Here is a 17923-nt window from a genome sequence, read left to right as displayed (position 1 = left end):
GCGGTTGTTGTGCGCCGGTGTGGCGGAATGGCAGACGCGGAGCACTCAAAATGCTTTGCTCGAAAGGGCGTGTGGGTTCGAGTCCCACCACCGGCACAATCGGCGTTTGGGTGGCGCCACGGCGTCTGCGGGCACCGGGCATGGGCGAGCGTGGACGGCGTGGCAGGCGTCCCGGGGGCCGCCTCCAGGTGGGACCGCACCGCCCGGACTGTGAGGCCCGGGCGGTGCGATTCACGAGATGCTACAGCTGGTAGGCGGGTGCTGCGCCGTTGTGGGCGTCACCGACACGGTGCACTCGCACGTCGTTGGTCGAACCCGAGATTCCGGGAGGTGAGCCGGCGATGACGACGACCCGGTCGCCGATATCGGCGCGGTTGTGGCCCAGCAGAACATCGTCGACCTGCGCGATGAGTTCGTCGGTGTGGGTGACGCGTGGAACCAAGAAGGTCTCGACGCCCCAGACCCAGGCGAGCCGAGAGCGGATGCCCGCCTCAGGGGTGAACGCGAAGATGGGTGTGCGGTGGCGCAGCCGCGACATGCGGCGCACGGAGTCGCCGCTCTCGGTGAACACGCACAGGTAGCGGGCATCGACGAAGTCGGCGACCTCGGCCGCGGCGAGAGTGAGGGCACCGCCGAGGGTGCGCGGCTTCGTGCCGAGCGCAAGGATGCGGTCGAGACCGTGCTCCTCGGTGGAGGTGACGATGCGCGCCATGGTCTGCACCGTGATCACGGGGTACTCCCCCACGCTGGTCTCCCCGCTGAGCATGACCGCGTCGGCGCCGTCGAGCACGGCGTTGGCGACGTCGGAGGTCTCGGCGCGGGTCGGGATGGGGCTGGAGATCATCGATTCGAGCATCTGTGTCGCGACGATGACGGGCTTCGCCATCCGGCGGGACATCTCGATCGCCTCCTTCTGCACGATCGGCACAGCCTCGAGCGGCAGCTCGACACCGAGGTCGCCGCGGGCGACCATGATGCCGTCGAACGCGTCGATGATGGCCTCGAGGTTGTCGACGGCCTGGGGCTTCTCGATCTTCGCGATGATCGGCACCTTGCGGCCAACCTCGGCCATGATCTCGTGGGCGCGCACGATGTCCTCGGCGTTGCGTACGAAGGACAGCGCGATGAGGTCGGCGCCGAGCGCGAGGCCCCAGCGCAGGTCCGCTTCGTCCTTCTCGCTCATCGCGGGAACGTTGACGGCCACACCGGGCAGGTTGATGCCCTTGTTGTTGGAGACGGCTCCGGCGACGACGACCTCGGTCGTCACGGTGTTGCCCTCGACCGAGACGGCACGCAGCTTGACCTTGCCGTCGTCGATGAGGAGCGGGTCGCCCGGCTTCACATCGCCGGCGAGACCGGAGTAGGTGGTTCCGCAGATGTCCCTGGTGCCGAGGATGTCCTCGGTGGTGATCTTGAAGATGTCGCCAACAGCGAGTTCGTGCGGACCGTCGGCGAACTTGCCGAGGCGGATCTTGGGGCCCTGCAGGTCGACGAGCACGGCGACGGCGCGACCGGAGTCATCGCTCGCGCGGCGCACGTTCTTATAGACCTCTTCGTGCACCGCATAGTTGCCGTGGCTGAGGTTCATCCGCGCGACGTCGACGCCGGCATCGATGATTGCCCGGATGCTGTCGTAGCTCGACGTTGCCGGGCCGAGGGTGGCCACGATTTTTGCGCGTCTCATTAGTTCCTTTTTCATTCGTGTTGATTGGTGAGACGGCTTTGTTGAGCCGTGCTCGGCTGTGTGGGTAGTGGGTACGGGTGCGGAGATCAGATAGAGACGGCGCGGTCGGTGGGCCGCACCGGCGCCGGCAATTTCGTCTCGCCCTCAAGATAGCGGTCCACGGCGGCAGCCGCAGCACGTCCCTCGGCGATCGCCCAGACGATGAGCGACTGCCCGCGGCCGGCATCCCCGGCGACGAAGACCCCCGATTCGCTCGTCTGGTAGTCGCCGTCGCGGTCGACGTTGCCGCGTTCGAACGGCACCTGGAGCTGGTCGGCGAGTTGGTCGCCCTCCGTGCCCGTGAAGCCGAGGGCGAGGAGCACGAGGTCCGCGGGGATCTCTCGCTCCGTTCCCGCCTTGGGCACGCGCCGGCCGTCGAGGTATTCGGTCTCGGCGACGCGGATCGCGCGCACCTCACCGACCTCGTTGGCGAGGAACTCGACGGTCGAGGCCAGGTACACGCGTTCGCCGCCCTCTTCATGGGCACTGGTCACCTCGAACAGGGTGGGGGCCATCGGCCAGGGGTGCGCCTCGGTGCGCTCGGCCGGCGGTTGCACGCCGATCGCGAGGTTCGTGACCGAGAGGGCGCGCTGCCGGTGCGCGGTGCCGATGCAGTCCGCTCCCGTGTCGCCGCCGCCGAGCACGACCACATGCTTGCCGTCGGCGGTGATCTGGTCCAGCACGGCATCCCCGGCACCAACACGGTTCTGCTGCACGAGGTACTCCATCGCGAAGTGCACGCCGGAGAGGTCGCGGCCGGGGATCGGCAGCTCACGCGGCACGAGGGCTCCCGTGGCGACGATCACGGCGTCGTAGCGCGCGCGCAGGTCGCTCCAGGAGACGTCGACGCCGATGTTGACGTTCGCGCGGAAGCGGGTGCCCTCCGCCTGCATCTGGCGCAGGCGGGACTCGATGTGCTTCTTCTCCATCTTGAAATCCGGGATGCCGTAGCGCAGCAGCCCGCCGATGCGGTCGTCCCGCTCGAAGACGGCGACGGTGTGGCCGGCGCGGGTCAGCTGCTGCGCCGCGGCGAGTCCGGCCGGGCCGGAGCCGACGACCGCCACGGTCTTGCCGGTAAGCCGCTCCGGGGGGTGCGGCTCGACCCAGTCGTTCGCGAAGGCCTGGTCGATGATCGACACCTCGACCTGCTTGATTGTGACGGCCGGCTGGTTGATGCCGAGCACGCACGAGCTCTCGCACGGGGCCGGGCACAGGCGCCCGGTGAACTCGGGGAAGTTGTTTGTGGCGTGCAGGCGCTCGATAGCCTGGCGGCCCTCGCCGCGCCAAGTGAGGTCGTTCCACTCGGGGATCAGGTTGCCGAGCGGGCAGCCCTGATGGCAGAACGCGATACCGCAGTCCATGCATCGTCCGGCCTGCTTGCGCACGGTCGCCGTGTCGCCCTGCTCGTAGACCTCTTTCCAGTCCATGAGTCGCAGCGCGACCGGCCGACGGGGCGGCAGTTCTCGTTCTTTGACCTTCAGGAACCCTTTGGGATCAGCCACCGGTCACCTCCATAATTCTGCCCCAGGTGACGTCGCCGTCGGGGTCGATTCCCTGTTCGATCGCGCTCGCCCTGGTGGCGAGCACGGCGGCGTAGTCTCGCGGCAGTACCTTCACGAACTCGCCGACAGTTCGCTCGAACGATTCGAGCATCCCGGATGCCAGCGGAGACTCGGTCTCGTCGGCGTGACGCTGCAGCAGGTCCCGCAGGATCTCCGCGTCGGCGGCGCCGAGCGGGTGCAGCTCGAGCTCACCGCTCGCGAGCGAATCGGCATTGACGTGCTCGCGGGGAAGGGAGTGGATGTAGGCGGTGCCGCCGGACATGCCAGCCCCGAGGTTGCGCCCCGTATCGCCAAGGATCACCGCGAGACCGCCGGTCATGTACTCGAGCGCGTGGTCGCCGACACCCTCGACGACCGCCGTGGCGCCGGAGTTGCGCACGAGGAAGCGCTCACCGACGATGCCGCGGATGAACATGCTGCCCTGGGTCGCCCCGTAGCCGATGACGTTGCCCGCGATGACGTTGTGCTCGGCGGGGAACACGCTCGCGCGATCCGGCCGAACGACGATCTGCCCTCCGGACAGCCCCTTGCCGACGTAGTCGTTGCTGTCACCCTCGAGCCGCAGGGTGATCCCCGACGGCAGGAAGGCGCCGAGCGACTGGCCGGCCGAGCCGGTCAGGGTCACCTCGATCGTTCCCGTCGGCAGGCCGTTCTCGCCGTGGTTCGTGGTGACCCTGTTGCCGAGCATGGTGCCGACGGCGCGCTCGGTGTTGCGGATCGGCAGCGCGATCGACACGGGTGTCCCGCTTTCGATGGCCGCCTGGCTCAGCCGAATGAGCTCGACGTCGAAATGCGACTCGAGCTCGTGGTCCTGCAGCACGCCGTGGGAGCGGGGCACGCTGTCCGCGAAGTCGGGGCCGATGAGGATGGGCGACAGGTCGAGCCCGTCGGCCTTCCAGTGCTTGATCGCCCGGTTGGTGTCGAGCATCTCCTTGTGACCGATGGCCTCGCCCAGCGACCTGAACCCGAGCTCGGCGAGGTACTCGCGCACCTCCTGGGCGAGGAACTCGAAGAAGTTCACGACGAATTCAGGCTTGCCGGTGAACCGGGCTCGCAGCTCGGGGTTCTGGGTCGCGACGCCGACGGGGCAGGTGTCGAGGTGGCAGACCCGCATCAGGATGCATCCGGAGACGATGAGGGGCGCGGTGGCGAAGCCGTACTCCTCCGCGCCGAGCAGCGCGGCGACAATCACGTCGCGTCCGGTCTTCATCTGCCCGTCCGCCTGCACAACTACACGGTCCCGCATGCCGTTGAGCATGAGCGTCTGCTGGGTCTCGGCGAGGCCGAGCTCCCATGGGGTGCCCGCGTGCTTGAGGCTGTTGAGCGGGCTTGCTCCGGTGCCGCCGTCGTGGCCGGAGATCAGCACGACATCGGCGAGGGCCTTGGTCACGCCCGCGGCGACCGCGCCGATTCCGGACTGGCTCACGAGCTTCACGTGCACGCGCGCGGCGGGGTTGGCCCGCTTGAGGTCGAAGATGAGCTGCTTGAGATCTTCAATCGAATAGATGTCGTGGTGCGGCGGCGGGCTGATCAGGCCGACCCCGGCCGTGGAGTGCCGGGTCTTGGCGATCCACGGGTACACCTTGTTCGGCGGGAGCTGGCCGCCCTCGCCGGGCTTGGCGCCCTGCGCCATCTTGATCTGGATGTCCGTGGCGTGGGTGAGGTACATGCTCGTGACGCCGAATCGTCCGGACGCGACCTGCTTGATCGCGCTGCGGCGTTCCGGGTCGAGCAGGCGGGCGACGTCTTCGCCGCCCTCCCCCGTGTTGCTCTTCGCTCCGATGCTGTTCATGGCGATCGCGAGAGTCTCGTGCGCCTCGGCGCTGATCGAGCCGTAGCTCATCGCGCCGGTCGAGAAGCGCGTGACGATAGAGGAGACCGGCTCGACCTCGTCGATCGGAACCGCGGGGCGGGTGCCGGTGCGCAGCGAGAGCATCCCGCGCAGGGTCATCAGGTTCTCGGCCTGGTCGTCGACGAGCCGCGTGTAATCGCGGAAGATGTCGTACCGGCGCGTCTTCGTGGAGTGCTGCAGGCGGAACACCGTGTCGGGGTTGAAGAGGTGCGGCGGCCCGTCCCGGCGCCACTGGTACTCGCCGCCGGTTTCGAGCCGCTCGTGCGGGTTGGTCCCGCCGTCCTCGGGGTAGGCCGCCTCGTGGCGCGACGCGCTCTCGGCCGCGATGACGTCGATGCCGACGCCGCCGAGCAGGCTGGATGTTCCGGTGAAGTACTGGTCGACGAAGCCCTGGCTCAGGCCGACGGCCTCGAACGTCTGGGCTCCGGCGTAGGAGCCGACGACCGAGATGCCCATCTTCGACATGATCTTGAGCACGCCCTTGCCGAGCGCCTTGATGAGGTTCGCGACGGCCTTCTCTGCTGTCACCGAGCTCAGCATGCCGCCGCTGACGAGCTGCTCCGCGCTCTCCATCGCGAGGTAGGGGTTCACGGCGGAGGCGCCGTAGCCGATCAGCAGCGCAACGTGGTGTACTTCGCGCACGTCGCCGGCCTCGACGACGATGCCGACCTTCATGCGGTTCTGCTCGCGGATCAGGTGGTGGTGCACGGCCGCGAGCATCAGCAGGGACGGCATGGGTGCCAGGTCCTTGTTGGAGTCGCGGTCGGACAGCACGATGAATGTGCAGCCATTCGCGATCGCGTCGTCGACCTCGTCGCACATCTCGGCGATGCGCTTCTGCATCGCGAGAGGCCCCTGGTCGACGCGGTACAGTCCGCGGATCGTCGTGGTCGTGCGGCTGCTGGCACGCGGGTCGATGTGCTGGATCTTGGCGAGCTCGTCGTTGTCGATCACCGGGAAGTCGAGGATGACCTGGCGGGCGTGCTCCTCGGTCGCGTCGAGCAGATTGCGCTCGGGGCCGAGACCGACCGTGAGGGAGGTCACGACCTCCTCACGGATCGAGTCGAGCGGCGGGTTGGTGACCTGTGCAAAGGCCTGTGTGAAGTAGTCGAAGAGCAGGCGCGGGCGCTGCGAGAGCACGGCGATCGGGGTGTCGGAGCCCATCGCGCCGATCGGTTCGGCGCCGTTGGCCGCCATCGGCATGAGCAGGATGCGCACTTCCTCCTCGGTGTAGCCGAAGGTGCGCTGGCGCCGGGTGACGGATGCCGGGGTGTGCATGATGTGCTCGCGCTCGGGAAGGTCCTTGAGGTTGATCCGCCCGGATTCGAGCCAGTCGCCCCAGGGCTTGGAGGCGGCGAGCGAGCTCTTGATCTCCTCGTCCTCGATCAGGCGGCCCTCGGCCGTGTCGACGAGGAACATTTTTCCGGGCTGCAGGCGCCCCTTGCGCACGACGCGGCTGGGGTCGATGTCGAGCACGCCGATCTCGCTCGCGAGCACGACCAGGCCGTCATCGGTGATGAGGTAGCGCCCGGGGCGCAGGCCGTTGCGGTCGAGGGTTGCGCCGACGAGGCTGCCGTCGGTGAACACGAGCGCCGCGGGGCCGTCCCACGGCTCCATGAGCATGGAGTGGTACTCGTAGAAGTCGCGGCGGGCCGGGTCGATGTCGGCCTGGTTTTCGTATGCCTCTGGCACCATCATCATCATCGCGTGTGGCAGGGACCGCCCGGCGAGGTTGAGGAGCTCGACGACCTCGTCGAACGACGCGGAGTCGCTCGCTCCGGGAGTGTTGATCGGAAGGATCGTGTCGATGTCGCCGAGCAGGTCGGATTGCAGTTGCGACTGGCGGGCGCGCATCCAGTTGCGGTTGCCCTGCACCGTGTTGATTTCGCCGTTGTGCGCGACCATGCGGAAGGGCTGGGCGAGCGGCCACGACGGGAACGTGTTGGTCGAGTAGCGCGAGTGCACGAGCGCGAGCTTCGAGGTGAACCGCTCGTCTGAGAGGTCGGGGTAGAACGGCTCGAGCTGGAGGGTGGTGACCATTCCCTTGTAGACCATGGTGCGGCAGGACAGCGACGGGAAATAGACCTCGAGCTCACGCTCGGCGCGCTTGCGCAGGCGGAAGGACTGGCGGTCGAGCTGGATGCCGGAGACGGGCTCGCCGCTCTCGGTGGTGCGCTCGCTCGAGAGGAACAGCTGCTCGAAGGCCGGCATCGCGGCACGGGCGAGCTTGCCGACCTCGTCGGCACGCACCGGAACCTCGCGCCAGCCGATGACGTTGAGCGACTCCTCCCGGGCGAGCGCCTCGATGCCGAGCTTGACCTCGGCGCGCTCGGCGTCGCCGTGGGGGAGGAACGCCATGCCGACGACATAGCGGCCCACCGGGGGAAGCTCGAATTGGGTGACGGCGCGGAGGAACTCGTCGGGGATCTGGGTGACGATGCCCGCTCCGTCGCCGGTACCGGCGTCGGAGCCGATCGCGCCGCGGTGCTCGAGGTTGCGCAGCGCGCCGAGCGCGGCGTCGATGATGTCGTGGCCGGCTGTGCCGCGCAGCGTCGCAACCATCGCGAGACCGCAGGCATCGCGTTCGTTGCGGGGGTCGTAGAGACCACTAGCTTCGGGGTTAAGGCCGAAGCGGGAAAAAGTTGGCTTGAGTGCCATGAGCAACCGTCCTCACGAGGAAACAGAGTCGCGGGACGCCAGTGGCCCTGGGATTGGCGGCCTTCCTGACGAAGGCGTCGCAGTGGGTGGGGATTCTCGTGGGGCTTTGGTGCGCCCCCACTCGTTCCCCGTCATGCCTATGCTTTCGCACCGACCCCGCTTGTGGCAGGTTTGCTGGCGGGTGTTCCGGCATCCTCCGCGGCACCGTTGCCATCGTCGTCGGAGTCCGAATACCTCTCACCAGAGTCTACCCCAGCGACGTTGGGAGACCACCCGCGTCCGGGCAGGTAGGGGCTCGGCTCGATGCCGGGGTGACGGCGGGTCTGAACGATGATGATGACGAGCCCGACGAGGATCGCGGCGAACGCGGCCCAGACGTTGGTGCGCACGCCGAGGAAGATTTCGCTCGGGTCGATGCGGATCGTCTCGAAGACGCTGCGGCCGATGCCGTACCAGATGAAGTACAGCCCGATGAGCTTGCCCCACTGCACCCGCAGGCGGCGGTCGATGAGTATGAGGAGCGCCGCGCCGGCCACGTTCCAGATGATCTCGTAGAGGAACGTCGGGTGGAACAGCGTTCCCTCGGCGAGGCCGATCGGGAAGGCGGGGTTCGTCGACGAGATCTCGAGGCCCCAGGGCAGGTCGGTCGGGAGGCCGAAGAGCTCCTGGTTGAAGTAGTTGCCGAATCGGCCGAACGCCTGCGCGAGCAGGAGTCCGGGCGCGAGGGCATCCGCGAAGCTCCAGAACCGCAGGCCCGCCTGGCGGCAGCCGAGGTAGGCGCCGAGGGCGCCGAGGATGAGCGCCCCGAAGATCGCCATGCCGCCCTCCCAGATGTAGAGGGTGCGGGCGAGGTCGGCTCCGGGGTAGAAGTAGTCGTCCGGGTGGGTGAGCACATGGAAGATGCGGCCGCCGACGATACCGAACGGCACCGCCCAGATCGCGATGTCGAGCACCACGCCTGGGTCGGCGCCGCGCCGCTTGAGGCGCGCGCTCGTGAGGGCGGTGGCGACGACGATCCCGAGCAGGATGCAGATCGCGTAGGCGTGAATGTTCAGGTCGAACGGGAAGAATCCGAGGCCGATGTCGCGCAGCCACTGGCCGAGGTTGAAGACCTGCCAGTCGGGGCTGGGGGCGGGGATGCTCAGGGGTGCGAACATTTAACCGGTCGCCTTTCTGGTGGGGGAAGAACGGAGAGGCTCAGTGGCCGGTGACTGCGGGCCTGGTTCCGGCGGACAGGGCCGCGGCGGTGGCGGCGACGGCCGGTACGCCGCCGTCGGACAGGGCCTTCACGAGAGCGGAGCCGACGATCGCGCCGTCGGCGTACGCGAGAACCTCGCGAACCTGGTCGGCGCTGGAGATTCCGAGGCCGACGCAGGTGCTGGTGGCACCGGCGGACCGCAGCCGGGCGACGAGCGCCTTGGCCGCGGAGTCCACGTCGCCGCGCGCACCGGTGATGCCCATGGTCGAGACGGCGTAGACGAAGCCGCGGCTGGCCTGCACCGCCTGCTCGAGCCGGGTGTCCGTCGACGACGGGGCAGCGAGGAAGATGCGGTCGAGGCCCGTGCGCTCCGAGGCGGCGAGCCACTGGTTCGCCTCGTCGGGGATGAGGTCGGGGGTGATGAGCCCGGCGCCGCCGGCTGCGACGAGGTCCTCCGCGAAACGGTCGACGCCGTACTGCGCGATCGGGTTCCAGTAGCTCATGAACACGACCGGAGTGGAGACGCGCGCGGTGATCGCCGCCATCACGTCGAAGCCGTCACGCAGCCGGAAACCCTGAGCGAGTGCGGTCTGGGTCGCCGCCTGGATGACCGGTCCGTCCATGACGGGATCGGAGTACGGCAGGCCGAGCTCGATGATATCGACGCCATTCTCGGCGAGGGCGACTGCCGCCTCTATGCTCGTCGGGATGTCGGGGAACCCGGCGGGCAGGTAGCCGATCAGGGCGCCGCTGCCGGCTTCGCGGCGGGCGGCGATGACGCGTTCCACCGGACTCGCGGCCGGGTTCATACCTGCTCCGCTTCGCCGTCGAGAACTCCGAAGTAGTTGCCGATGGTGACCATGTCCTTGTCTCCGCGGCCGCTCAGGTTGACGAGGATGACCGCGTCTGGTCCGAGTTCCTGGCCGAGCTTGATCGTGCCGGCGAGGGCGTGGGCTGTTTCGATCGCGGCGATGATGCCCTCGGTGCGGGCGAGCAGGCGCAGCGCGGACATGGCCTCGTCATCGGTGATCGGCTCGTAGCGGGCCCGGCCGATGTCGGCGAGCCACGCGTGCTCCGGTCCGACTCCCGGATAGTCGAGGCCGGCAGAGATCGAGTGCGACTCAACCGTCTGGCCGTCCTCGTCCTGCAGGAGGTAGCTCCGGGCGCCGTGCAGCACGCCGGGGCGGCCCTTCGTGATCGTCGCGGCGTGTCGCGGGGTGTCCGCGCCATCGCCCGCGGCCTCGTAGCCCACCAGCATGACCTCGGGGTCGTCGAGAAATGCATGGAAAATACCCATGGCGTTCGAGCCGCCGCCGACGCACGCCGTGACGGCATCCGGAAGCTTGCCGGTGAGCGCGAGGAGCTGGTCGCGGGACTCTTCGCCGATGATCTTGTGGAAGTCACGCACCATCACGGGGAACGGATGCGGTCCCGCGACGGTTCCGAGCAGGTAGTGGGTGGTGTCGACGTTGGCGACCCAGTCCCGCAACGCCTCATTGATGGCGTCCTTGAGGGTGCGGGAGCCGGCGGTGACCGGGATCACCTCGGCACCGAGGAGGCGCATCCTGGCGACATTGAGGGCCTGCCGTTCGGTGTCGACCTCGCCCATGTAGACGACGCATTCCATACCGAACAAGGCGGCCGCGGTCGCGGTGGCGACACCGTGCTGCCCGGCGCCCGTCTCGGCAATGAGTCGCTTCTTGCCGAGCTTTCGGGCGAGCAGGGCCTGGCCCATGACGTTGTTGATCTTGTGCGAGCCCGTGTGGTTGAGGTCTTCGCGCTTGAGGAAGATACGCGCCCCGCCGGCGTGCTCGGCGAACCGCTGCACCTCGGTGATGATCGAAGGCCGGCCACTGTAGGTCGCGTGCAGCGCGGCGAGTTCCGCCTGGAACTCGGGGTCGATTTTCGCCGCAACGTAGGCGGCATCGAGCTCGTCGAGGGCCTGGATGAGCGACTCCGGCACGAAGCGGCCACCGTATTCGCCGAAGTAGGGTCCGACTTGGTCGCGCAGAGCCATTAGGCCTCCAGAAATCGCTGCAGGGTGGCGATGGGGTCGCCGCCGGTAACAAGGGCTTCGCCGACGAGCACGATGTCCGCGCCGGCCGAACGGTAGTGGGCGACATCGGCGGCGCTGGTTACCGCGGACTCCGCCACGCGAATCACGCCGGACGGGATCTGGTCGGCGAGTCGGCCGAACAGGTCGCGGTCGAGTTCGAAGTTGTTCAGGTCGCGGGCGTTGACGCCGACCAGTCCGGCGCCGAGGTCGAGCGCTCGGCTCACCTCGTCCGCGTCGTGGGTCTCGACGAGCGCGGTCATCCCGAGCGCGCCGATCAGCTCGTAGAGCTCGGTGATGGTTGACGTGTCGAGTGCCGCGACGATGAGCAGCACGAGGTCGGCTCCCGCCGCTCGCGCTTCGAACACCTGGTACGGGGTCGCGATGAAGTCCTTGCGCAGCACCGGGATGCTGACGGCGGAGCGCACGGCCTCGAGGTCGGCGAGGGAGCCGCCGAAGCGTCGGCCCTCCGTGAGCACACTGATCGCGCTCGCGCCCCCGGTCTCGTAGGAGATCGCGAGGGCCGCGGGATCGGGGATGTCGGCGAGGGCGCCGCGGGACGGGCTCGCACGCTTCACCTCGGCGATGATCTTGACGCGCTCGGCCGGGGCGAGGAGCGCGAGGGCGTCGAGCGCGCGCGGACGCGCGAGCGCATCCGCCTCAACCCAGGCGAGGGGGCGGATAGCTTCACGCTCCGAGGAGTCGGCGAGGGCTCCAGCGGTGAGTTCGGTCAACACCGGTCTAGTGCACCTTGTTGTCCACGTAGCGTGACCCGCCGACGCCGTAGCCCATTCGTGCGAGCACGACACCCACGATGAATCCGACGAGGACGAGGCCGGCGCAGGCCCAGACGAGCCAGGCGATCGAGAAGAAGAATGCAACCGTGCCGATGGTGAATGCCACCAACATGATGATGACCGCGGTCCATGCCGCAGGCGAGTTGCCGTGGCCCGGATCAGAGTTATCGTGCGTCATGTCGCTCCTGTGTTGTGGGTGGATGGCAGGGTTTCGAGTCTAGCGTGACGTCGGATCGGCGCCGTCGCTCAACGCATCCCAGTCGCCGATCGCGTCGGGTTCGCGCACTGCCGCTCCCGGGACCGAATCCGGGCCGGCTGCGCCGTCGAGAGTTCCCGCGCCGAGAGTGTCCACGTCGACCGTACTCCCGTCGGCGCCGGTCAAGCGGGCAGCCTGGTACTTGCGCGTGGCCGCTGGCCAGCGGCGCACGGTGGCGATGATCGCGACCCCGATGGCGACGCTGATGACCCCGACCGCCGCCGCGAACCAGGGCCACGCGTTGAGAGTGGCCGACTCGACCAGGTTCTGCACCGACGAGGCACCCGAGATTCCGGTCGAATCCGTGATCGCCCGGGAAGCGGCGCCGGCGGGGTCGCCGATCGCGACCACCGAGGTGAGGGCGACGGTGGCGCCGATAAGCGACTGCAGCGCGCCCAGCACGACCCGGAAGACCGGCCCGGCGATCGACAGCGCTCCGACCAGTGCGAGCCCCGCCAGCGCGAGGGCGGACAGACCACCCGCGGCGATGTCACCGCCGACGATCACCGGTGCCCCGCCGAGCTCGTCCGCGGTGAGAGTGACGATGACCCAGGTCTGGGTCCAGGCGAGGAGGATGAGGGCGTTGGCGACGACACCCGCGAGGAGGATCGTGCTCTTCAGGCGGCGGGACGACACTCAGGTCACCCGGCGCATGGCATTGGCCACGGCGATCGCCCGCAGGGGTGCCGCGGCCTTGTTCTGGGTCTCCTGCTCCTCGGTGAGAGGGTCGGAGTCGGCGACGAGCCCCGCTCCGGCCTGAACCCGCGCCACTCCCCCGGCGATCGTCGTCGTGCGGATCGCAATGGCGAGGTCGAGGTCGCCGGCAAAGTCGAAGTAGCCGACAACGCCACCGTAGACGCCCCGCTGGGCGACCTCGAGTTCGTCGATGATCTCGAGCGCGCGCGGTTTCGGCGCGCCGGACAGGGTGCCGGCCGGGAAGGTCGCGCGGAACACGTCGACAGAGCTCGCGCCGGGGCGGAGGTCACCCTCGACCGACGACACGAGGTGCATGATGTGGCTGAACCGCTCCACCTGCATGAACTCCGTCACCTCGACCGAGCCGGGCTCGCAGACTTTGAGCAGGTCGTTGCGGGCCAGGTCGACGAGCATGAGGTGCTCGGCGCGTTCCTTGGGATCGCGCTCGAGGGTGTCGGCGAGGGACTGGTCCTCCTCGGGGGAGGCGCCGCGCGGTTTGGACCCCGCGATGGGGTGCATGTAGACGCGGTCGTTCTCGACCTTGACGAGGGCCTCCGGGGACGAGCCGACGATCCAGTACGGCTCCCCCGCGGCATCCTCGAGGGACAGAAGGTACATGTACGGGCTCGGGTTGAGGGTGCGCAGCACGCGGTACACATCGATCGGGTGCGCGGTGATCTCGTGGTCGAAGCGCTGCGAGATGACGACCTGGAACACGTCCCCGTCGACGATGAACTGCCGGGACCGTTCGACGGCGGAGTGGAAGTCCTCCGGCCGGATGCGGGGCGTCGGGTGGGGCGCGGTGTCGAGGTCGACCTCGGCGAGCCAGGCTTCGGCAGGCTCGGCGAGGCGTGCCTGCATCGCGTCGAGACTGGACTGGGCGAGCGTCCAGAGATCGTCCGGTGTGTCGACGCCGTCGTTGAGGGCGGTGGCGATGAGCAGCACCGACCCGGTGCGGTGGTCGACGACGACGAGCTCGGAGACGAAGCTGAGTGCCTGCCCGGGCGTGGCGAAGTCGGCGGGAGGGATGTTCGGCAGTCTCTCGATCTGTCGGATCGCCTCCCAGCCGATGAAGCCGACGAGCCCGCCGGTCAGCGGAGGGTGGCCGGGCACGTGCGGCGTTCCCCACCGCTCGTAGAGGTGCGCGAGTGTCTCGAGCGGCCGTGTCGGTGCGCCCGCGCCGAGTGCGCGTTCGGCGGAGAGCCCGTAGTTCAGCCACACCGACTCGTCGCCGGCCTGCGTCAGCACGCCGAAGCTCGAGACACCGATGAACGAGAACCTCGACCAGATCCCGCCCTGCTCCGCGGACTCGAGCAGGAAGGTCCCCGGCTCGCCCGCGGCGAGCTTGCGGTAGATGCCGACGGGCGTCTCACCATCCGCGAAGAGCTCGCGGATGACCGGGATGACGCGGTGGTCGCCCAGGAGCGCGTCGAATTGCGCCCTCGTGGTGGTGTCGTTCATTCGTCGTCCTCGTTCCGGTCGCCGATCGCGGGATCGAGCGGGTCGACGTCGAAGCAGGCGTGCGCTCCCGTGTGGCAGGCGGCGCCAACTTGGTCGACGGTCACGAGGATCGTGTCCTGGTCGCAGTCGAGCGCGGCACCCTTGACGTACTGGCGGTGGCCGGAGGTGTCGCCCTTGCGCCAGTACTCCTGCCGGGAGCGGGACCAAAACGTGACGCGCCCCTCGGTGAGGGTGCGGCGCAGGGCCTCGGCATTCATGTAGCCGAGCATGAGCACCTCGCGGGTGTCCCACTGCTGGATGATCGCCGGCAGCAGCCCGTCGCCGTCGAAGGTGGCGCGGTCGAGAATCGCGTCGATTCCGGTGTCGGTCATGTCGTCCTACCTCGTGGTCATGCCCGCCGCGGCGAGGCTTCCCTTGATGTCGTCGACGGTGAGGTCGGCGTCGTGGAAGACGGATGCCGCGAGCACAGCATCGGCCCCGGCCGTGATCGCGGGGGCGAAATGGTCCAGTGCGCCGGCGCCGCCGGACGCGATGACGGGCACATGGCTGATCTCGCGCATCGCGCGGATGAGTTCGAGGTCGAATCCGCTGCGGGTTCCGTCCGCGTCGATCGAGTTGACGAGCAGCTCGCCCGCCCCGCGCTCGATGGCCTCGCGGGCCCAGTCGAGGGCGTCGAGGGATGTGTCGGTCCGCCCGCCGTGGGTCGTGACGATGAACCCGCTGGCGACGGCTTCCGAGCGGCGCACGTCGAGCGAGAGGACGAGCACCTGCGCGCCGAACCGGTCGGCGATCTCGCCGAGCAGCGCTGGCCGGGCGATCGCGGCGCTGTTGACGCCGATCTTGTCGGCTCCGCTGCCGAGCAGCCGGGAGACGTCGTCGGTGCTGCGCACTCCCCCGCCGACCGTGAGCGGAATGAACACCTGCTCCGCGGTGGCGCGCACCACCTCGTGCATCGTCTCGCGCTCGTCGATCGTCGCAGTGACGTCGAGGAAGCAGATCTCGTCGGCGCCCTGCTCGTAGTAGCGGGCGGCGAGCTCGACCGGGTCGCCGGCGTCGCGCAGGTTCTTGAAGTTCACGCCCTTGACGACGCGCCCGGCGGCGACGTCGAGGCACGGGATGACGCGCACAGCGAGGGACATCGTCAGATCCTCGCCGCGTGGATGGAACTGACGAGGATCGCGCGGGCGCCGAGGCCGTAGAGCTCGTCCATGATGTGGTTCGTGTCGGTGCGCGCGACCATCGCGCGCACGGCGACCCAGGCTGGGTCGCGCAGCGGCGAGACCGTCGGTGATTCGCGGCCGGGGGTGATGGCGGCGGCGGCTTCGACGAGCTCGACGGGGAGGTCGTAGTCCACGAGCACGTACTGGCGGGCGACGAGAACGCCCTGCAGCCTGCGGTGCAGGGTGTCGATGCCGGGCAGCGCGTTGCCGGCGCTGATGAGCACCGCGGTGGAGTCGAGGATGACGGGCCCGAAGATTTCGAGGTTCTGAGCACGCAGGGTCGATCCGGTCGAGACCACGTCGGCGACAGCATCCGCGACCCCGAGCTTGACTGCCGATTCGACGGCGCCGTCAAGGCGAACGAGTTCCGCTTTGACTCCCTGCGTCGCGAGGAAGTCGCCGACGAGGCCGGGATAGCTGGTCGCGACGCGGATGCCCTCGAGGTCGGCAAGCGTGTTGAACCGACCATTGGGCCCGGCGAACCGGAAGGTCGAGTCGCCGAAGTCGAGGGTCGCGATCTCCTTCGCGGTCGAGCCGGAGTCGAGCAGGAGGTCGCGGCCGGTGATGCCGACATCGAGCGCGCCGGAGCCGACATAGGTCGCAATGTCGCGGGGGCGGAGGTAGAAGAACTCGACGTCGTTGCGCGGGTCGACGGCGCTCAGCGCGCGAGGGTCGCGGCGTCCGACGTAGCCTGCCTCGACAAGCATGTCGGCGGCGGTTTCGGCGAGGGAGCCCTTGTTGGGAACTGCGATGCGCAGCATGGGGGACGACTCTTTACTCGCTGCCGGTGCAGCGCGATCGGGGTGGTGCGGTAGTCAGGACGGGGTGGAGGGGCGCCAGGTCACAGGTGTCGGTAGACATCGGCCGTCGTCAGCCCCTTCGCGAGCATGAGCACCTGGAGGTGGTAGAGCAGCTGGGAGATCTCCTCCGCCGTCTCGTCGTTCGACTGGAACTCGGCGGCCATCCACACCTCGGCGGCCTCCTCGACGATCTTCTTGCCGATGGCGTGCACGCCAGCGTCGAGCTGCGCTACGGTGCCGGAGCCGGCGGGCCTGGACCGGGCCTTGTCGCCCAGCTCAAGGAAGAGTTCGTCGAACGTTTTCACCTGTCAAGGTTACCGTGGCGCGGAGGTCGGCTCCGCGCCACGGTGTCGGGCGCGCTCAGCTACCGGTCAGCGGGTGCCGAGCAGGTCGATCACGAAGATCAGGGTGCGTCCGCTGAGCTGGTGGCCGCTTCCGGCGGGACCGTAAGCGAGCGCGGGCGGCACGATCAGCTGGCGGCGCCCGCCGACCTTCATGCCGGGGATTCCCTGCTGCCAGCCCGAGATGAGCTGTGCGAGCGGGAAGTTGATGGACTGGCCGCGGCTCCACGAGGAGTCGAACTCCTCGCCGGAGGCGAAATCGACGCCAAGGTAGTGCACGTCGACGGTCGCGCCGGGTGCGGCGGACTCGCCGGTTCCCTCTTCGATGTCGATGATGACGAGCTCGGTGGGCTCGTCGCCCTCGTAGAACTCGATTTCTGGCTTGGTTTTTTCTGTCATGTGCCTATCCAACCAGACGGTCCGGTGTCGCTAATCGCTCGTGCCTGTCGGCCCGTCGCCCGGTCGCCCGCTCGGCTGGCGTGCGCGCGACGCAGGAGATCCGGGCGACACGCCGTGTTCCGCGGCACCGCCACGCGGTGTGGCGCAGAATTTCCTCTGGAACGCGCGTGGTGGATGCCGGTGACGGGCGAGGGTGGCCGAGTCGGAGCCCGCGGCGGTGCCGCAGACAACGATCAGTGCCGGTGCGACGCGGCCGCGGCGCGCAGCGCCGCGATCTTGTCGGCCGGGTGGTCGGCGCCGAAGACCGAGGAGCCAGCAACGAAGGTGTCGGCCCCGGCCCCCGCCGCGGCGAGAATCGTCTCCTCGTTGATGCCGCCGTCGACCTGCAGCCAGATGTCGTGCCCGGATCGCCGTATTGCGGAACGCAGCAGTTCGATCTTCGGAAGTGTCTCCGCTATGAACGACTGCCCGCCGAATCCCGGCTCGACGGTCATCACGAGCACCTGGTCGAACTCCTGGAGCAGTTCGAGGTACGGCTCGACCGGGGTGCCCGGCTTGAGGGCGATGCCGGCCCTCGCACCCATGTCGCGCAGCCTGCGCGCGAGGGCGACGGCATCCGTGGCGGCCTCGGCGTGAAAGGTGACCGACGCGGCCCCGACCTCCGCGTAGCCCGGCGCCCAGCGGTCGGGATCGTCGATCATGAGGTGCACGTCGAGCGGAATCGGCGACACCTGCTGCAGCCGCTCGACCATGCCGAGCCCGAAGGTGAGGTTCGGCACGAAGTGGTTGTCCATGATGTCGACGTGGGCGAAGTCCGCGCTCGAGATCCGGGCGAGGTCGCGTTCGAGATTCGCGAAATCGGCCGCGAGGATGCTGGGATTCAGGCGCATGTCCATGGGGGGAGCCT

At 68.6% G+C, this 17923-nt stretch carries 16 protein-coding genes and 1 tRNA gene; 1 reads left to right on the top strand and 16 read right to left on the bottom strand.

From position 1 onward, the window contains the following. Positions 1-13 precede the first annotated feature (13 nt). Positions 14-96 (top strand) — tRNA-Leu (locus tag BHD05_RS10595). 145 nt (positions 97-241) lie between these two features. Here BHD05_RS10595 and pyk read toward each other — a convergent pair. From pyk to rpe, 16 genes are all read right to left on the bottom strand, one after another. Then, a complete protein-coding gene (pyk, locus tag BHD05_RS10590; protein WP_161886397.1) occupies positions 242-1684 on the bottom strand; it encodes a pyruvate kinase in 1443 nt (480 codons plus the stop codon). A gap of 86 nt (positions 1685-1770) precedes the next feature. Next, the gene (locus BHD05_RS10585; RefSeq protein ID WP_161886396.1) at positions 1771-3225 is read right to left on the bottom strand and encodes a glutamate synthase subunit beta; all 1455 of its coding nucleotides are present in this window, start codon (positions 3223-3225) and stop codon (positions 1771-1773) included. Further along, positions 3218-7795: a glutamate synthase large subunit gene (gene gltB / locus BHD05_RS10580; RefSeq protein ID WP_161886395.1), complete on the bottom strand. Its 4578-nt coding sequence runs from the start codon at positions 7793-7795 to the stop codon at positions 3218-3220. The genes BHD05_RS10585 and gltB overlap by 8 nt, the downstream gene beginning before the upstream one ends. Positions 7796-7932: 137 nt before the next feature. Then, positions 7933-8952: a prolipoprotein diacylglyceryl transferase gene (gene lgt / locus BHD05_RS10575; protein ID WP_161886394.1), complete on the bottom strand. Its 1020-nt coding sequence runs from the start codon at positions 8950-8952 to the stop codon at positions 7933-7935. Positions 8953-8992: 40 nt separating this feature from the next. Next, entirely contained in the window at positions 8993-9802 is an 810-nt protein-coding gene (gene trpA, locus BHD05_RS10570; protein ID WP_161886393.1) for a tryptophan synthase subunit alpha, read from the bottom strand. Further along, positions 9799-11010 carry a tryptophan synthase subunit beta gene (gene trpB / locus BHD05_RS10565; protein ID WP_161886392.1) on the bottom strand — a complete coding sequence of 404 codons (1212 nt, stop codon included), beginning with the start codon at positions 11008-11010 and terminating at the stop codon, positions 9799-9801. The genes trpA and trpB overlap by 4 nt, the downstream gene beginning before the upstream one ends. Then, entirely contained in the window at positions 11010-11783 is a 774-nt protein-coding gene (trpC, locus tag BHD05_RS10560) for an indole-3-glycerol phosphate synthase TrpC (protein ID WP_161886391.1), read from the bottom strand. Before trpC ends, trpB begins: the two co-directional genes overlap by 1 nt. Positions 11784-11787: 4 nt before the next feature. Further along, positions 11788-12021 carry a DUF6704 family protein gene (locus BHD05_RS10555; RefSeq protein WP_161886390.1) on the bottom strand — a complete coding sequence of 78 codons (234 nt, stop codon included), beginning with the start codon at positions 12019-12021 and terminating at the stop codon, positions 11788-11790. A 39-nt stretch (positions 12022-12060) separates the two neighbouring features. After that, a complete protein-coding gene (locus tag BHD05_RS10550; RefSeq protein WP_161886389.1) occupies positions 12061-12735 on the bottom strand; it encodes a Trp biosynthesis-associated membrane protein in 675 nt (224 codons plus the stop codon). Beyond that, entirely contained in the window at positions 12736-14256 is a 1521-nt protein-coding gene (locus BHD05_RS10545) for an anthranilate synthase component I (RefSeq protein ID WP_161886388.1), read from the bottom strand. Continuing rightward, positions 14253-14627, bottom strand: a complete 375-nt coding sequence (gene hisI, locus BHD05_RS10540; protein WP_161886387.1) for a phosphoribosyl-AMP cyclohydrolase — start codon at positions 14625-14627, stop codon at positions 14253-14255. Before hisI ends, BHD05_RS10545 begins: the two co-directional genes overlap by 4 nt. A gap of 6 nt (positions 14628-14633) precedes the next feature. Continuing rightward, complete coding sequence (gene hisF, locus BHD05_RS10535; RefSeq protein ID WP_161886386.1) at positions 14634-15395, bottom strand: imidazole glycerol phosphate synthase subunit HisF; 762 nt, start codon at positions 15393-15395, stop codon at positions 14634-14636. 2 nt (positions 15396-15397) lie between these two features. Further along, positions 15398-16237 (bottom strand): ATP phosphoribosyltransferase, encoded by an 840-nt coding sequence (gene hisG, locus BHD05_RS10530; RefSeq protein ID WP_161886385.1) that lies wholly within the window; start codon positions 16235-16237, stop codon positions 15398-15400. A gap of 80 nt (positions 16238-16317) precedes the next feature. Beyond that, on the bottom strand, positions 16318-16581 hold the full coding sequence (locus tag BHD05_RS10525; RefSeq protein WP_161886384.1) for a phosphoribosyl-ATP diphosphatase: 264 nt from the start codon (positions 16579-16581) through the stop codon (positions 16318-16320). Positions 16582-16647: 66 nt separating this feature from the next. Then, on the bottom strand, positions 16648-17016 hold the full coding sequence (locus BHD05_RS10520) for an FKBP-type peptidyl-prolyl cis-trans isomerase (RefSeq protein WP_161886383.1): 369 nt from the start codon (positions 17014-17016) through the stop codon (positions 16648-16650). A gap of 233 nt (positions 17017-17249) precedes the next feature. Beyond that, a complete protein-coding gene (gene rpe / locus BHD05_RS10515) occupies positions 17250-17912 on the bottom strand; it encodes a ribulose-phosphate 3-epimerase (RefSeq protein WP_161886382.1) in 663 nt (220 codons plus the stop codon). Positions 17913-17923: the final 11 nt, after the last annotated feature.

It is taken from the genome of Marisediminicola antarctica, assembly GCF_009930795.1.
GTDB classification, from domain to species: Bacteria; Actinomycetota; Actinomycetes; order Actinomycetales; family Microbacteriaceae; genus Marisediminicola; species Marisediminicola antarctica.
The sequence above is the reverse complement of the archived record's forward strand: the minus strand, read 5'-3'. Positions and strand labels throughout refer to the sequence as shown.